Raw genomic sequence first — 12,396 nt, forward strand, 5'->3', positions numbered from 1 at the left:
ACCGGAGCGGCCTTCTGCGTTTCACCCCTCCGCCATGTCCATCTGCGCTTGGCGCGTGTCGTCGTTCCCGCGGGCGCCCCAGTCTTCGAAGTGCGGCCCGGGGTAGACAAGCTTCAGCGCGGGCTCGCTCGCCGATCCGATGTCCGTGGTCGGGGTGTATCGGCTGGCTTTACCCTCCAGCCACCGACAGGCGTCGATGTTGCAGTCGCGCAGGAAGTACAGCTGGTCGGCGTTACGGTTCATGCCGGTGCGGCTGACCGCTGTGGCCTCTCCGTCGTCGGTCAGCTGCGCCAGGATCAGGACCCAGATACCCAAGCGCTTCACCGTCGCCGCCAGCCATTCGGCCACGCGCCGAAGGTGCTCCTCCTCCGACGTGCCCGGCGGCCGGCCGGTGACCAGCTGCCAGTAATCCACGATCACCCCAGCGCAGCGGTGCCGGTGCTTCGCCGCAAGGATCTCGGTGCGCAGCCGGTCCATCGTGCCGCCCGGCATGTCGACGTAGACCACGTTGTTCAGTCGCTGCTGCTCGGCCGTGGCGGCGTACTGCCCGGCGCGGGCCAGGATGGTCGCGTGCACATGCCCGATCAGGGCCATGCTGTGCGTCCCCAGCTCGCGGGCGACCTGCCTCTGCTCGATCTCCTGGGCGCCCATCTCCAGGGCGAGATACGCGTGCCGGACACCGGCCCGGTTCAGGGCGTAGCTGATCCCGCCGGCCAGGGCGGACTTGCCGGCCTTGCCCTTTCCGGCAATGCAGTACATGCGCCCGGCGTACATGCCGCCGCCCCAAGCCTTGTCGATCGAGGGATAGCCCGTCGGGTAGACCTTCCCGGGCTTCTCCATGCCCGCGACCATGGCCGCCAGCACCTCGGAGCGGGTCTTGGCGCCGCCGCCGTCGACCAGGGCCTCGGCATCCCCGATCACGACGGAGACGGCATCTTCGATGCGCTGGGTCTCGTCCGCCAGCACGATGGCGCGCAGGCCCGCGTCGATCAGCCGGCGGCGGACGGCGAGCTGGCGGATCGTGTCAGCGTAGTCGATGACGCTGGACGGCAGACCGGCGCCCCCGGCAAGGCCAGCGAGGTAGGTCCGGCCTCCGCCGAACTCCTGCAGCACGTCGTTGCACGAGTCCGCGACGTCGCCCAGCAGCCGGTGATCGACCGTCCGGCCCTGCGACACACGCTCAGCGATGGCGTCGTAGATCGCGGCGTGCACGGGGTCGGCGAAGTCTTCGGCGGTGATCCGACCGACGGTGCGGCCGAACGCTGCGGGCTGGGTCAGCAGGGCGCCCAGCAGCGCCTGCTCGACCTCCGGGTTCGCGTGGCGGTTCAGCATGCGGGAAATCGCTGGGATGTTCCGGAGGTCGGAGAAAGCGGCGTCCATGGGTCAGACCTCGGTCGGGGTGTCGAAGAACAGCGGGATGTCGGAGAGGGAGGAGGCTTGGCGCTTGGGCTGCTGCGGCGCGTTGCCGTTCGCCGGCGGCGGCTGCCCGGCGGGGAATTTCCGCTCGGTGACCGGACTGATGCAGTCGTTCAGCCAGGTCTTGCGCCAATCGGCCTTCAGCCCCTTTGAGCCGGCCAACCCGCCCCAGTAGTTCCGGAAGTTCTCCCAGCGCAGACCAAGCACGCGCTTGGTCAGCAGCGGGAGCTGGTGCTTTTCGCGGGTGTGGTTCGCCGCGGACGCCCACTCGTCCGGCAGGTCGCCGTCGGGAACGCGCGTTCCCCGCTTCGCCTGCTTGGCGGGCTGTGCGGCGTTGTCGTTCACCGGGGAACCGACCACCCCTTGCTCAGCAAGATCGGGCAGAGCGTCGCCCGGCAGGGCGCGCGACTCTTTCCCTTCTTTTATTTCATTACCTTCTTTCTGTTTTGTGCCGGAGCTGTGCCGGTTCCGTGCCGGAGCTGTGCCCTCATCTGTGCCGGATGCGTAATCGACGGACTGATATCGCTCGTAATTGCAAAGGGTTATGACGGTAACGCCTGTGTCGGTCTCCGTGCCGATCATCGCCTCTTTTTCGAGGCGATCCAGGAAGCGTCTCACCTTCGAGTGCGACCACTTCCACGCCTCGGAGAGGAAGCGCGTCGAGACCGCGACCTGCCCGCGCTTCACGTCGAGCACCACCTTGCCGATCCGCACGCGCCGATCCTGGTAGGCGGCCTCCTCGATCAGCCACACCCACGCCTCGCGCTCGGAGCACGGGTCATCCTGGAACGCTGGGTTCCCACGCCAGCCGCGGTGCATCAGGTAGAAGCCGCTCATGATGCACTCAGCTCGTCCGCGATCCGGCGCAGTCGCGCGGCGACCGCGAGGATTCCGTCGCGGTCGAACTGGTGCTCAGCCGCGATTTCCTGGAGGTCTTGCGCCGCCCCAGCGATGCGCGTCGGGGCGTCAGGAACGCTCAAACGCCGACGCGGGTTGTCGACGGGAAGGCGAGTGACGTTGCTCATTCGGCGACGACTCCTTGGCGCAGGGGCGGCAGCAGGCGCCGCTCGACCGCTTCCGCATGGGCAGTGACGATGGACAGTCCGGCGCGCTCGCAGCGGCGGAACAGGCCGTCCAACTCGCGCGCGGTCCTGGCGTCGACCTTCCCGCGGCGCGCGCCATCCTCGATCGCGTGGAGCATCGTGGTGAACCGGGTGTTCACTGCGGCTTCCTCCGATAGGCATCCGACATCAGCGGCAGATAGCCGGTGCTGCCGACCTGCTCACGAAGGCTGGAGCGCTTCTGCACCTGCGCCATCGTCGGGGCGGACTGCGGGGCCTGGAACGGGTTCTCCGCCACCGGGGCGGGCTTGCCCACGGCCTGCGGGGCGTTGACGTTGGCGGCCTTCGGGCCGCGCACGATCGCGCGGATTTCTGCGGCGGAGACACCATGGATGGCGGCCAGCACTTCGGCGCCAAGCTGCTTGTATGTCTCGCGGATGCGCTGATGCTTTTCGGCGGGAATGCTCATGCTGCGGTGGCCTTCTTGTTCTGGTTGGCGGCACGGCGGCGTTTCTGCTCCCGGCGCTTCTGGCGGGCCTCAGCAAGCCTGGGCAGATCGGCGGCGCGGCGGCCGGAAATCTCGTACCGGAGGAGGTGCACAGCGTCGGCTTCGTCGTGCGACCGGACCGGGTAGCCGGCGGCGCGTGCGGCCGCCACCATGGCGTCCTTATCCGCGTTGCCGTTGCCCGCCGCGTAGCCCTTCAGGGCCTTCACATCGACGCTGTGATAGTCGGTGATGCGGTTACGCTCCGCGAAGTCGAGGAGCACGCCAACAAGGTTGTGATGCACCTCGTTGGCGTTGCCCGGCTGGCGGAAGGCGTGTTCCCAGATGATCGTGTCGATATGCCCGAGGCGGGTCAGGATGTCCGCCAGCCACAGGCGGAAGGCGTGCAGCCGCTCGCCCTGGCGCTTCCCCGTGGGCAGCGTGTGCCGGCCGGACTCGATGCGACCCGAGGCGCGCTGAACGGCCCAGCCCAGCGAGGTACCAACGTCAAGCGCCAGGACGATGCGGCTGCTCATGGTCAGGCCGCCTTGCCGGTGCTGTCCTGGCCATTCGGCGAATCCCCGTAAAGCGGGGTCTCGTCATCGTTCGCCGCCTTCGGCTTCACCCGCTCCCAGGCGCGCGCCTTGCCGTCCTTCTGGTCCGCCCAGCCGCGCTGGATGTGCTTAGCCTCGCCGTCGGTGTAGCCGGCGCTCGCCTCGGTGACGGACTGCCCGGCCTCCGCCGCGTCGTAGCCCAGGTGGTACAGCTCGACCTTGCGCGCGTCGCTCAGCCGGCCGCGACGGCTGGCCTTCGCGTCGTCGTTCGCCGGGGCCGCGCTGTTCTGGATGGCCTCGGTCGTGTAGGGCGCGTGCAGCGCGATTCCCATGCCTTCCGGCGGCAGCAGCGCGAGCACGCCGTCCCGCACCTCGAAGGGCGTCAGGTCGCGCCCCAGCCCGGCGGCACGGGCGTTCAGCGCGTCGGCGATGGTGTCGATGACGTCGCCGCGGACGTGCTCGAAGACGACTTGGTCGCCGTGCAGCAGCGTCCACTCGGTCAGCTCGGCGCCGACGGCGTCCTTCACCGGCCGACCCTCGACGGCGGAGAAGAACGGGCCGACGGGGTCGGCGGGCTCCAGCGGCAGGTCCAGGCCGAAGTCGTCACCGGACGGCGCGCTGTCGTCCAGGACGACAGCTTCGTCGTCCGACAGGGCCTCGACCTCTTCGTCGGTCGAATCGTCCTCGCCGTCGTCCTCGTCGTCCTCGCCCTGCTCGAACATCGCCTTCTGATCCGGCTCGATGGCGGCCGCCGGACGCTTGCGGTCGAACTGCTCGGCGTTGGTCAGCACCAGGGTCAGGGAGGCACCCATGTGCGTGATCAGGGCCGGGCCCGCCTCGTCCACGTTGATGGCCTTCAGCGCGATCTTGCCCTTGCCGTCGATGTTCTCCAGCTTGACCGAGAAGGCGGGGTAGTCGCCGACCGCGACAACGCCGACGATCTGCGGCACCAGCTCCTGCATGAACGCGGTGAAGCGCTCGGACGCCTCCCGCTGCTTGGTCTCGCCCGGCGCGCTCGGCAAGGCGGCGAGCCACGCGGTCATCAGCTCATTGCGCCCCTGGGCGACAAGCCGGTCCTGATGCTGCTGGGTAATCATGATCTGCCTCCAGTTTGTGAAGAGTTCAGCCGGCCCGCGGGCGCGGGTGCGGCGTGTTGGTGTTCGCCGCGAGGGCGGCGAGGTGGGCGAACGCGAACGCCATCGGCGCCGCGTTCGGGTCTTCGGCGGGCATCTGCGTGGCGCCGGCGCGCGGCGTCGCGATGACCAGGGCGTCGCGGCCGAAGATGCCCACGTTCCGGGCCTCGGTCGCGTCGTGAAGGATCTGTTCGCGGGTCAGCATGACGGGCCTCACGGTTCGTGGTGGTCGGTGGTCGAGCCGTCGAGCGGCAGGAAGGTGATGACGACGGTCGAGACGCGGTCGATGACGACGTGCAGAACCCGACGGTCGAGAGAGACCAGCCACCGCTCCCGATGCCCATAGGCGCTGATCCGGCACGCTGTCGGCTGGCGGTTGTCGTTGGCGCGGGCGCCTTCGATCTGGCGGAAGAGTTCGCCCTTCAGCCAGTTGTCGAAATGCAGCCCGTACCGCTCGCTCAGGCGGCGGGCGGCGTGGCCTTCGCGCTGGGTATCGAGGCGGATGGGCTGGCGGGCGGTCATTGCGAAACCTTCCGCCGCGTCTTGCCGTACAGCCCGGCCTCCCAGGCTTCAGCAGCGTGGCTGTCCGGGGTGTGCACCGCGTCGAACAGGCCGTCGCCGAACGTGGCGCGCAGGTCGTGCCATCCGTCGTGATTGGGCTCCACCTTGCCGTCCATCCAGTTGCGGATGGTCTTGGCCGGGTAGTCGTGCCCGGTCTTCGCGCGGATCAGGGCGGCCAGCTCCTTCGCGAAGCTGGTGGAGCCCTGGAGCGCCATCAGGAGGCGCAGCAAGCGACGCTGACGGGCCAGCCGTTCGGCCTTCTCCGCGGGCTTGGCGGGAAACTCTTGGGCAGAATTCGCCATTTCTGACCGCGCCTGTTCGGCGGCACGATCCAACTCGCCAAGGTCGAATAAGGCGGGCTGTTCTACAGCTTTCGACCGGGGCCGAACCTCCGGCACATGGGCCGGCATCAGCGTCATTTGTGAGGCGGACATGACGTCAACCCCCGAGCATGACGGCGAGCGCCGTCAGGATCAGCATCAGCATGGGCAGGGCCAGGACGGCCAGGGCGGCACGCAGCCCGAAGGGGGCAGGGCCGATCCCAAAAGGGTCACCGTCTTCCCCGGACGCGCACTGGCTGTCCGCGGCGCGACCCGGCAGACTGGCGGCAATGGTGGAATGGGAGAGTCCGGCCTCGTTCCGGCCGCCGGCCGAAAGACCCTCCGCCGCGATCCTGTCCCGCATGGTGCCTCCGAGGTGTGTGGGGTCCTGGTGTGGGGCCTGCCGACCCTGCGCTCGACCGCCGACGTGATCCGCCTCCAGGTGGAGGAGCCGCCCGCCGTGCGGCCCCGCCCGACGCTGGTCTATTCGGCGGCGTGCGCCGACGTGCCCGAGGGGGGCAGCTGAAAGATGTCCGGTCGCAATTCATGCGGCTGAACAGCGCCCTCGAAGGCCGTCACAATGTTCGGCACTTCTTCAGGCGGGATAGGAACCTCGCGCCCCCACTTCTTCACGGTGTGGCGCGAGCGGCAAATGCGCTCAGCGAGCTTGGTCAGGGTGAGACCGTTCTGCTTGCAAAGCGCGGTCAGGGGGCGTGCGTTCGTCATGCCCTTTTGTACCACCACATGGTACAAAAAACAACATGCGAGAGGGCGCGAAATGCACCATGACGGGGTTCTGACATTTTGCCCCACCGGCCGGTACATTTCGGCCATGGCTCGTGGGCGGAAACCAGAAGGCCCGAAGGGCCCTTACCCAAACAGGATCGCAGGATTGCGCGCCGAAAAGGGATTCACGCAGGCATCCCTTGCGGCAGCTATGTCTGCAAGCGGGAGCCCGATCGAGCGCGGTTACGTTCAGAAGCTGGAGAGCGGTAAGCACCAGCTCTCGGATGATATGCTGGAAAGGCTCTGCCAGGCCCTGGCCTGCGAACCTTGGGAAATTGTCCCGCAGCGCTACCGGCTATCCGATGCGGATGTGGAGGCCCTTACCATTCACCGCCGCCTACTGTTGGCCGACCCCGCCCGCCGAGAGCGGTGGATTGAGACCGGCGAGGACGCGCTGAAGGCGGTCGAGAAGCCATAAGGCAAGCCCGGCCGGCGGCCAGGAAAGCTTCTCGTTGAATAGGGCTCAGCGCGCGCACGATGCGCAGAACCCGCCGGTCCTCGTCGGTCATCCCCGGCATCTCCTGAAGAGCAAAATCCATCAGCGCGGCCCCCTCTGCCGCAATTGAGAACACAGCATCAAGAATGTGCGCCTACGCACAGGGCGACGAACCTAATGAATTGCGAGCGAACAATTGCACTCGCTCGGCAATCATTGGATTTCCGGAGAAAAGGCACAAACGCTGTCCGGTTAATCGAAGATTTATTTCCCACACTGGCACACCTCTTGCGTTACCGTCATGCAGCTGTGGCGTGGCGGTCGTTGCGCGGCGAACCCCGGACGCGGGGGCGCGGTAGCAATGCGAGGTGGCCTTCTTTGCCTCGGGGTGTGGGTGTAGGAGCCCCCACCCCCGCCACGCCTCTCCTATCCGGTTCGGCCTAGCGGGTCCGCATACCTAAGCACGATGGCGCGCCCTTGGGTAGCGGTGAATGATTGCTCGCCTGTAACACGGGTTGCATACAAGAATATGAACCCGTTGAAATTCCTGCATTTCGCAAATTGCAAACGCCCATGCCAACTTTGGGCGCGGCGTGCGGCGGGTCGTCGCACCAGTCTCAGCACATATTCATGTATGCATTCTGCGAACCGACGCGCGATGGCTCCGATAATGCGACGGTTCAGCTTGCCAGGCGCAGAAACGCGAAGGGCGCCCGAAGGCGCCCTGGCGACGTGGTATCGCGGACCGGTCAGCGACTTTGCTCCTTCCATCGCGCGAATGCGCTTCTCCCGGCACAAATTCCGCCGTAGAAGTCGTTGACGGCACGCTCTACCAGAGACACAAAGCGCAAAGCTGGGCCGGGGTCGCTGCCCACAATTTCGAGCTGCTTCAGATAATCCCAAGTCGCTTTTCGGATTTCCTGGAAATCCTCTCGGGTCCTGGCGTCCAGCATAACGTCTGCGGGATTCAATCTCTTTGCGGCATCGTTTACCTCTAGAACGCGGTAGGCGCGGTAATTGAGCCTGAGCAGCGCGGCCTCTGCTCGATCACGCCGCTCCCTGAGCGATAAGCCAAACATCGTCGGCAAACCCGAAAAAGCGCGCTCACACGGCGTGAACGCCACCACTGCGAGTATTGCAGGAAAATCGTCATCGATCATGTACCACATAACGGTACATTTTTGATCTTGTCACTTGTACCATGTGATGGTACATATTCGCCCCACACCCACCCGAACGGATGACCCGTAGCCCGGATGGGTGCCCTCCCTGAACTTGCCGGTGCCGCGGTGGCGCCGGCCTTCAGGGCGAGAGGGAGGCGGACCCTTGAATACTCCGAACATCATCAAACTCAACGTGATCCGCACCGAGCAGACGCGCCGCTTCGCCGTGCACGACATCAGCGCCTATGGCCTGGACCGCGAGGGGCGCTGCGTCGTCTCGACCACCAACGGGAGCGACTTCGGCGTCACCGAGACCCCCGCGCAGATCGACGCGCTGCTGGGCGTGACGCCCGATCCGCTGCGCGACGCCGCGCCGGAGATGCTGGAGGCGCTGCAAGGGCTGGTCGGCGTGCTGACCACCGATGGCGGGCTGGAGCCCTGCGCCAACTCCATGGCGCCGGCCGAGCGCTACCTCGGTTTGGCCCTCGCCGCCATCGCCAAGGCGACCGGCACCGCCTCCCCGCCCCCCTCCGCCGGGGAGTGACCCATGACCCGCCAGGAACGCGACCTTGCCGAGGCCCTGAAGAAGCCCCGCATCTACTTCATCCCGGCCTCCCGCGCGACCGACCTGGAGCCGTCGAGCGGCTACTACGTCGGGCCGCTGACCGACGACGACCGGCCGCACGGCCCCTTCGCCGACGAGGATCGCGCCGAGGAATGGCGGGAGGAGGCCATGAAGGGCTTGGCCTTGGACCGCCTCTGCGCCTGACCGCAACCCCATACCCGCGCTCCGGCGCCTCCGCCCCTAACGGTTCGGCCGCAGGGGCTTGGGGTGTCAGAGGCAACCCCTCCCCGCCGTTTCGACCATGGCAGGTCGTTCAGCGGGATCATTGGCCGGCGGGCGGTTCGCAGCGTCAGCCGGCTCCTTTCCAGAGAGGCAGTTATGCCCATCGAAATCACGCCGCACCCGAACAGCGTGCACGCCTCCATCTGGGATGGCGGACGCATCATCGGGTCGATCGAGACGAAGTTCGCGCACCTGATCCAGGGCGCGGTTCTGGTGCCGTGGCCGGGCCTGCCGGCGTCGATGGTCGAGCGGGTCGAGCAGCGCGGCGCCCCGCTGACCCTGAGCGAGCTGGAGGCGATGGACGACAGCGCCCACACCTCCGGCCGCGCGAAGGCGGTGGAGCGCGCCGCCCGGTACGAGCCGCCGGCCGATCCCGAGGTCATGGCCCAGAGGTGGCGTGAGCGCGCCGAGCGGCACCGGAACACCTCCTTCCGCATGGCGCGCATCTGCCGTTGGCTGGCGGCCAACCCGGAGGTGACGGAGCTGAAGGACACGGAGCTGGGGACGTTCAACGTCGCCGGCGCCCGGAAGGAACTGGCCTACCAGCACGCCATGCACATTGCCGCGCGCGGGCAGGAGGCGTTCTGGCTTCGCCAGGCCCAGCAGCAGGCCACCGAGCCCGCCGCCCTGCCCGCCCTCCCGCCCGCGGCCAACGACGAGACCCAGGCCGCCGGGAAGGTGGCGTGATGGACCTGCTTTCCGACCTCTACGCCAAGCGCCCGGCAGGCCATCGCGCGTCCGCCCTGGAACTCGCCGAACTCGCCCGGCAGGCCATCGACGCGGGCGCCAAGGTGACGCGCCTGGAGCCGCAGGAACTGGTCGCCCGGAACAGGGAGGTCGCCGCCCGCCGGTTCGCCCTGGCGAGCGCGCGGCAGAAGGGCCGGATGACGCTCAACACGCGCGCCGAAATCTCCGCCAGCTCGCGCCGGCCGAAGTCGCGCTGACACCCACCAACACCAGCAGCCGCCATGGGGCGGCGTGAGGATCGGAAATGAAACTAACCGAGAAAGATGCCCGCTCGAAGTGGTGCCCGCATGCGCGACATACCGCCATCGTCACGGATGGAGGCGAGAGAGAGATTGGAGTAGTCGCAGCTAATCGCGGCTACTCTGATGGAGAGGAAATTGAAGATAAAGAAGACGTCTTTTGTAAGGCTTCCGACTGCATGGCATGGCGGTGGTCTTACAGTCATGGCCTTGACGATGTCGGTATCGACAAGGATTACTACACCAGAGAAAAAATGGGCTACTGCGGCGCCTTCGGCAAGCCGGTGAACCCCTGATGCTACGCCCGGCGCCGCCCTCCCCCGACCCTGTAGATCCGCGGCGGACGGCGCCGGCGGTACCAGCTCCGCAGCGAGCAGTACGGCCCGGCGACGTCCAGGTCGAGCGGCAGCTGCACGGCGGGGGTGTTCTCGTTGGCCGGCGCGGGCAGCTTCAGGCCGCGCATGGTCGGCGCCAGGGCGGCGGACACACCGCCGGGGAACAGGGCTTGGGCGTACAGGTCGAGCATTTCCCACCCGGCCTGACGCCCGGACGGCGTGTCGGCGTGCAGGATCTTCGCAAAATAGCCGTCGTTGGCCCCAGCCCGATCGTCGAGCTTCTCCATGGACCAACCGAGTGCCCGTCTCCGGGCATCAAGCGCCCGGACGATCTCAAGGTATAGGGCCGTTACCGCCATAGCTGCCCCCATTGGTTGAGCAACCCTAAACTCGTCACAGGTAGGACGCAATGCCTGAATTGTCCAAGCTTGAGCCGGGGGTCTATGCCGGCCTCCCGGCGGAGGTCTATCACAGCCTCCCGGCGCTGAGCGCCAGCGGCATCAAGACGCTGATCAGCGAATGCCCGGCGGTCTTCTGGCACGAGCACATGAATCCCGAGGCGGAGGAGACCGACGACACTAAGTTCGACGTCGGCACCGTCGCCCATCTGGTGTGGCTGGAGCCGCACCTGCGAGACGAGCGCCTGGTCGTCATCGACGCCGATGCCTACCGCAGCAACGCCGCCAAGGAAGCGCGGGCCGCCGCGAAGGCCGCCGGCAAGACGCCGCTGCTCAAGAAGCACCTGCCGAAGATCGAGGCGATGCGCGCGGTGCTGGAGGCGGAGCTGCCGCCAGGCCTGATGCGCGGCGGCGCGGCGGAGCGCACGCACCTCTGGCGCGATCCGAAGACCGGGGTGACGATCAAGAACCGCCTCGATTGGGTTCAGGACGACAACCGGCTGATCGTCGACTACAAGACCAGCGAGAGCGCCAAGCCGTCCGCCTTCGAGCGCCGCATCTGGGACGTAGGTCACCACCTCCAGGCCCGTCTCTACCTGACCGGCCATGAGATGCTGACCGGGCAACGCGCCCGCTGGCTGTGGGTCGTGCAGGCCACCAAGCCCCCTCATTGCGTGTCGATCTTCGAGCCGACGCCCGGCCTGCTGTCTATGGCGGAGGAGGACGTGCGGGACGCCATCGACCTGTTCGCCGAATGCAGCGCGGCCGGCGAGTGGCCGTCCTACACCAACACGGTGCAGCTCGTCGGACCGCCGGCCTGGGCCGCTGCCCAGCACGAGGAGCGCAAGTACGCCCGGCAGTTTGCCGCGCAGGAACGCCGCTCCCGCAAGCCCGCCAACAGCAACGACATCGAGCGCGCCATCGCGGCGCAGGCTCCCCTCTGAGGATCCGGATCATGCCCATCATCGACATCAAGCCGGCCCGGCGCGAGGGCAGTCACGTTCTGGTCAGCTTCACCGGTCCGTCCGGATCGGGCAAGACCATGACGGCCATCAAGGTTGCGCGCGGCCTGATCGGTCTGCAGGGCCGCCTTGGCTTCCTCGACACGGAGACCGGGCGCGGCCGCCTCTACTCCGACCTGACCGCCTATGACTATGGCGAACTGACGCCGCCGTTCAGTCCGACCCGGTTCATCGGCGCCATCGACGACTTCGAGGCGCACGGCGTTGACGCGCTGATCCTGGACAGCGCCAGCCACGAATGGGAGGGCGTGGGCGGTGTTCAGGAGATGGCGGAGGCAACCGGAAAGCAGGGGCTGCTAAAGTGGCAGCAACCGAAGGCCGCGCACAAGCGGTTCGTCAATCGCCTGCTGACCAGCCGCATGCACATCTTCATCTGCCTTCGGGCGCGCGAGAAGATGATCCAAGCGAAGGACGAGCGCGGCCGTGACCAGATCGTGTCCGACGGCTATCACGAGATCCAGGAAAAGAACTTCATCTACGAAATGACCGCCTCCGTCCTGCTGCTGCCCGGCGGGCGGAAGCTGGTGACCAAGTGCCCGGCCGCGCTCCAGGCCGCGTTCGGCCCGGTCGGGCAGGAAAGCGTCGGCTACCTGGACGAGGGGACCGGCCGGATGCTGGGCGAGTGGGTCAAAGGCGGCGACCCTGTCGACCAAGCCTTCGAGGCGATGAAGCGCACCGCCACCAAGATGGCCGAGACCGGCGTCGAAGGCTTCCGCGAATGGTGGAAGAGGCTGCCGCCGACCGATCGCGACCGGCTGAAGCCGCAGCTCGCCAACCTCCAGTCCATTGCCGAAGAGGCTGATCGCGTCGCCGGTCTCGGGGCCGATCAGCTGCCCGATGGCACCACCGACGACGACTTCCCCGGCACCCGCGCCTGAGCGCAAGGAGACACCA

Annotated in this window: 23 protein-coding genes; 9 read left to right on the plus strand and 14 right to left on the minus strand. The window is 67.3% G+C overall.

All coding sequences use genetic code 11. From position 1 onward, the window contains the following. Nucleotides 1-21: 21 nt before the first annotated feature. From J2851_RS02355 to J2851_RS35490, 11 genes are all read right to left on the minus strand, one after another. Nucleotides 22-1,380 (minus strand): DnaB-like helicase N-terminal domain-containing protein, encoded by a 1,359-nt coding sequence (locus tag J2851_RS02355; RefSeq protein ID WP_209763175.1) that lies wholly within the window; start codon nt 1,378-1,380, stop codon nt 22-24. Nucleotides 1,381-1,383: 3 nt separating this feature from the next. Continuing rightward, nucleotides 1,384-2,253 carry a hypothetical protein gene (locus tag J2851_RS02360; RefSeq protein WP_209763177.1) on the minus strand — a complete coding sequence of 290 codons (870 nt, stop codon included), beginning with the start codon at nt 2,251-2,253 and terminating at the stop codon, nt 1,384-1,386. After that, nucleotides 2,250-2,441 (minus strand): hypothetical protein, encoded by a 192-nt coding sequence (locus tag J2851_RS02365; protein WP_209763179.1) that lies wholly within the window; start codon nt 2,439-2,441, stop codon nt 2,250-2,252. Before J2851_RS02365 ends, J2851_RS02360 begins: the two co-directional genes overlap by 4 nt. Beyond that, on the minus strand, nt 2,438-2,638 hold the full coding sequence (locus J2851_RS02370) for a hypothetical protein (protein ID WP_209763181.1): 201 nt from the start codon (nt 2,636-2,638) through the stop codon (nt 2,438-2,440). The genes J2851_RS02365 and J2851_RS02370 overlap by 4 nt, the downstream gene beginning before the upstream one ends. Beyond that, nucleotides 2,635-2,946: a hypothetical protein gene (locus J2851_RS02375; RefSeq protein WP_209763183.1), complete on the minus strand. Its 312-nt coding sequence runs from the start codon at nt 2,944-2,946 to the stop codon at nt 2,635-2,637. Before J2851_RS02375 ends, J2851_RS02370 begins: the two co-directional genes overlap by 4 nt. Further along, entirely contained in the window at nt 2,943-3,497 is a 555-nt protein-coding gene (locus J2851_RS02380; protein WP_209763185.1) for a hypothetical protein, read from the minus strand. Before J2851_RS02380 ends, J2851_RS02375 begins: the two co-directional genes overlap by 4 nt. A gap of 2 nt (nt 3,498-3,499) precedes the next feature. Continuing rightward, nucleotides 3,500-4,612 carry a hypothetical protein gene (locus J2851_RS02385; RefSeq protein ID WP_209763187.1) on the minus strand — a complete coding sequence of 371 codons (1,113 nt, stop codon included), beginning with the start codon at nt 4,610-4,612 and terminating at the stop codon, nt 3,500-3,502. Between the two features lie 25 nt (nt 4,613-4,637). Next, on the minus strand, nt 4,638-4,853 hold the full coding sequence (locus tag J2851_RS02390; RefSeq protein ID WP_209763189.1) for a hypothetical protein: 216 nt from the start codon (nt 4,851-4,853) through the stop codon (nt 4,638-4,640). A gap of 8 nt (nt 4,854-4,861) precedes the next feature. Continuing rightward, nucleotides 4,862-5,170 carry a hypothetical protein gene (locus J2851_RS02395; RefSeq protein WP_209763191.1) on the minus strand — a complete coding sequence of 103 codons (309 nt, stop codon included), beginning with the start codon at nt 5,168-5,170 and terminating at the stop codon, nt 4,862-4,864. After that, nucleotides 5,167-5,511, minus strand: coding sequence for a hypothetical protein (locus J2851_RS02400; RefSeq protein WP_246500350.1), 345 nt, complete (start codon nt 5,509-5,511; stop codon nt 5,167-5,169). Before J2851_RS02400 ends, J2851_RS02395 begins: the two co-directional genes overlap by 4 nt. A gap of 136 nt (nt 5,512-5,647) precedes the next feature. Further along, entirely contained in the window at nt 5,648-5,893 is a 246-nt protein-coding gene (locus tag J2851_RS35490; protein ID WP_246500351.1) for a hypothetical protein, read from the minus strand. 12 nt (nt 5,894-5,905) lie between these two features. On the opposite strand from J2851_RS35490, the gene J2851_RS35495 reads away from it, so the two are divergent. Beyond that, the gene (locus tag J2851_RS35495) at nt 5,906-6,055 is read left to right on the plus strand and encodes a hypothetical protein (protein ID WP_246500352.1); all 150 of its coding nucleotides are present in this window, start codon (nt 5,906-5,908) and stop codon (nt 6,053-6,055) included. Here J2851_RS35495 and J2851_RS36650 read toward each other — a convergent pair. After that, nucleotides 6,013-6,363, minus strand: a complete 351-nt coding sequence (locus tag J2851_RS36650) for a YdaS family helix-turn-helix protein (protein WP_370881306.1) — start codon at nt 6,361-6,363, stop codon at nt 6,013-6,015. The two genes, J2851_RS35495 and J2851_RS36650, sit on opposite strands and share 43 nt — an antisense overlap. A 58-nt stretch (nt 6,364-6,421) precedes the next feature. Between J2851_RS36650 and J2851_RS02415 the strand changes: the two genes are divergently transcribed. Further along, nucleotides 6,422-6,733 (plus strand): helix-turn-helix domain-containing protein, encoded by a 312-nt coding sequence (locus tag J2851_RS02415; RefSeq protein WP_209763197.1) that lies wholly within the window; start codon nt 6,422-6,424, stop codon nt 6,731-6,733. Nucleotides 6,734-7,500: 767 nt separating this feature from the next. Here J2851_RS02415 and J2851_RS02420 read toward each other — a convergent pair. After that, nucleotides 7,501-7,911 (minus strand): hypothetical protein, encoded by a 411-nt coding sequence (locus J2851_RS02420; RefSeq protein WP_209763199.1) that lies wholly within the window; start codon nt 7,909-7,911, stop codon nt 7,501-7,503. A 166-nt stretch (nt 7,912-8,077) separates the two neighbouring features. Between J2851_RS02420 and J2851_RS02425 the strand changes: the two genes are divergently transcribed. The 5 genes from J2851_RS02425 (at nt 8,078) to J2851_RS02445 (ending at nt 10,043) form a co-directional block, all read left to right on the plus strand. Further along, nucleotides 8,078-8,458, plus strand: a complete 381-nt coding sequence (locus tag J2851_RS02425; protein WP_209763201.1) for a hypothetical protein — start codon at nt 8,078-8,080, stop codon at nt 8,456-8,458. 3 nt (nt 8,459-8,461) lie between these two features. Beyond that, nucleotides 8,462-8,683 (plus strand): hypothetical protein, encoded by a 222-nt coding sequence (locus J2851_RS02430; protein ID WP_209763203.1) that lies wholly within the window; start codon nt 8,462-8,464, stop codon nt 8,681-8,683. A gap of 174 nt (nt 8,684-8,857) precedes the next feature. After that, nucleotides 8,858-9,448 (plus strand): hypothetical protein, encoded by a 591-nt coding sequence (locus tag J2851_RS02435; RefSeq protein ID WP_209763205.1) that lies wholly within the window; start codon nt 8,858-8,860, stop codon nt 9,446-9,448. Further along, nucleotides 9,448-9,705 carry a hypothetical protein gene (locus J2851_RS02440; RefSeq protein WP_209763207.1) on the plus strand — a complete coding sequence of 86 codons (258 nt, stop codon included), beginning with the start codon at nt 9,448-9,450 and terminating at the stop codon, nt 9,703-9,705. The genes J2851_RS02435 and J2851_RS02440 overlap by 1 nt, the downstream gene beginning before the upstream one ends. Nucleotides 9,706-9,752: 47 nt before the next feature. Continuing rightward, nucleotides 9,753-10,043, plus strand: coding sequence for a hypothetical protein (locus tag J2851_RS02445; RefSeq protein WP_209763209.1), 291 nt, complete (start codon nt 9,753-9,755; stop codon nt 10,041-10,043). Nucleotides 10,044-10,045: 2 nt separating this feature from the next. Here J2851_RS02445 and J2851_RS02450 read toward each other — a convergent pair whose 3' ends face one another. Continuing rightward, nucleotides 10,046-10,369 carry a hypothetical protein gene (locus J2851_RS02450; protein ID WP_246500353.1) on the minus strand — a complete coding sequence of 108 codons (324 nt, stop codon included), beginning with the start codon at nt 10,367-10,369 and terminating at the stop codon, nt 10,046-10,048. Nucleotides 10,370-10,491: 122 nt separating this feature from the next. Here J2851_RS02450 and J2851_RS02455 point away from each other — a divergent pair, with 122 nt between their 5' ends. Together J2851_RS02455 and J2851_RS02460 are read left to right on the plus strand one after the other, a co-directional pair. Continuing rightward, a complete protein-coding gene (locus J2851_RS02455; protein WP_209763213.1) occupies nt 10,492-11,424 on the plus strand; it encodes a PD-(D/E)XK nuclease-like domain-containing protein in 933 nt (310 codons plus the stop codon). An 11-nt stretch (nt 11,425-11,435) separates the two neighbouring features. Beyond that, nucleotides 11,436-12,380: an AAA family ATPase gene (locus tag J2851_RS02460; protein WP_209763215.1), complete on the plus strand. Its 945-nt coding sequence runs from the start codon at nt 11,436-11,438 to the stop codon at nt 12,378-12,380. Nucleotides 12,381-12,396: the final 16 nt, after the last annotated feature.

It is taken from the genome of Azospirillum rugosum (assembly GCF_017876155.1).
GTDB classification, from domain to species: Bacteria; Pseudomonadota; Alphaproteobacteria; order Azospirillales; family Azospirillaceae; genus Azospirillum; species Azospirillum rugosum.

Coding starts and splice junctions, on each gene's coding strand:
- J2851_RS02435 (WP_209763205.1), top strand. CDS start 8,858: ATGCCCATCGAAATCACGCCGCACCCGAACAGCGTGCACGCCTCCATC.
- J2851_RS02375 (WP_209763183.1), bottom strand. CDS start 2,946: ATGAGCATTCCCGCCGAAAAGCATCAGCGCATCCGCGAGACATACAAG.
- J2851_RS02380 (WP_209763185.1), bottom strand. CDS start 3,497: ATGAGCAGCCGCATCGTCCTGGCGCTTGACGTTGGTACCTCGCTGGGC.
- J2851_RS02450 (WP_246500353.1), bottom strand. CDS start 10,369: ATGGAGAAGCTCGACGATCGGGCTGGGGCCAACGACGGCTATTTTGCG.
- J2851_RS02420 (WP_209763199.1), bottom strand. CDS start 7,911: ATGATCGATGACGATTTTCCTGCAATACTCGCAGTGGTGGCGTTCACG.
- J2851_RS02440 (WP_209763207.1), top strand. CDS start 9,448: ATGGACCTGCTTTCCGACCTCTACGCCAAGCGCCCGGCAGGCCATCGC.
- J2851_RS02390 (WP_209763189.1), bottom strand. CDS start 4,853: ATGCTGACCCGCGAACAGATCCTTCACGACGCGACCGAGGCCCGGAAC.
- J2851_RS02400 (WP_246500350.1), bottom strand. CDS start 5,511: ATGGCGAATTCTGCCCAAGAGTTTCCCGCCAAGCCCGCGGAGAAGGCC.
- J2851_RS02360 (WP_209763177.1), bottom strand. CDS start 2,253: ATGAGCGGCTTCTACCTGATGCACCGCGGCTGGCGTGGGAACCCAGCG.
- J2851_RS02445 (WP_209763209.1), top strand. CDS start 9,753: ATGAAACTAACCGAGAAAGATGCCCGCTCGAAGTGGTGCCCGCATGCG.
- J2851_RS02455 (WP_209763213.1), top strand. CDS start 10,492: ATGCCTGAATTGTCCAAGCTTGAGCCGGGGGTCTATGCCGGCCTCCCG.
- J2851_RS35490 (WP_246500351.1), bottom strand. CDS start 5,893: ATGCGGGACAGGATCGCGGCGGAGGGTCTTTCGGCCGGCGGCCGGAAC.
- J2851_RS02395 (WP_209763191.1), bottom strand. CDS start 5,170: ATGACCGCCCGCCAGCCCATCCGCCTCGATACCCAGCGCGAAGGCCAC.
- J2851_RS02385 (WP_209763187.1), bottom strand. CDS start 4,612: ATGATTACCCAGCAGCATCAGGACCGGCTTGTCGCCCAGGGGCGCAAT.
- J2851_RS36650 (WP_370881306.1), bottom strand. CDS start 6,363: ATGGCCGAAATGTACCGGCCGGTGGGGCAAAATGTCAGAACCCCGTCA.
- J2851_RS02365 (WP_209763179.1), bottom strand. CDS start 2,441: ATGAGCAACGTCACTCGCCTTCCCGTCGACAACCCGCGTCGGCGTTTG.
- J2851_RS02460 (WP_209763215.1), top strand. CDS start 11,436: ATGCCCATCATCGACATCAAGCCGGCCCGGCGCGAGGGCAGTCACGTT.
- J2851_RS02430 (WP_209763203.1), top strand. CDS start 8,462: ATGACCCGCCAGGAACGCGACCTTGCCGAGGCCCTGAAGAAGCCCCGC.
- J2851_RS02355 (WP_209763175.1), bottom strand. CDS start 1,380: ATGGACGCCGCTTTCTCCGACCTCCGGAACATCCCAGCGATTTCCCGC.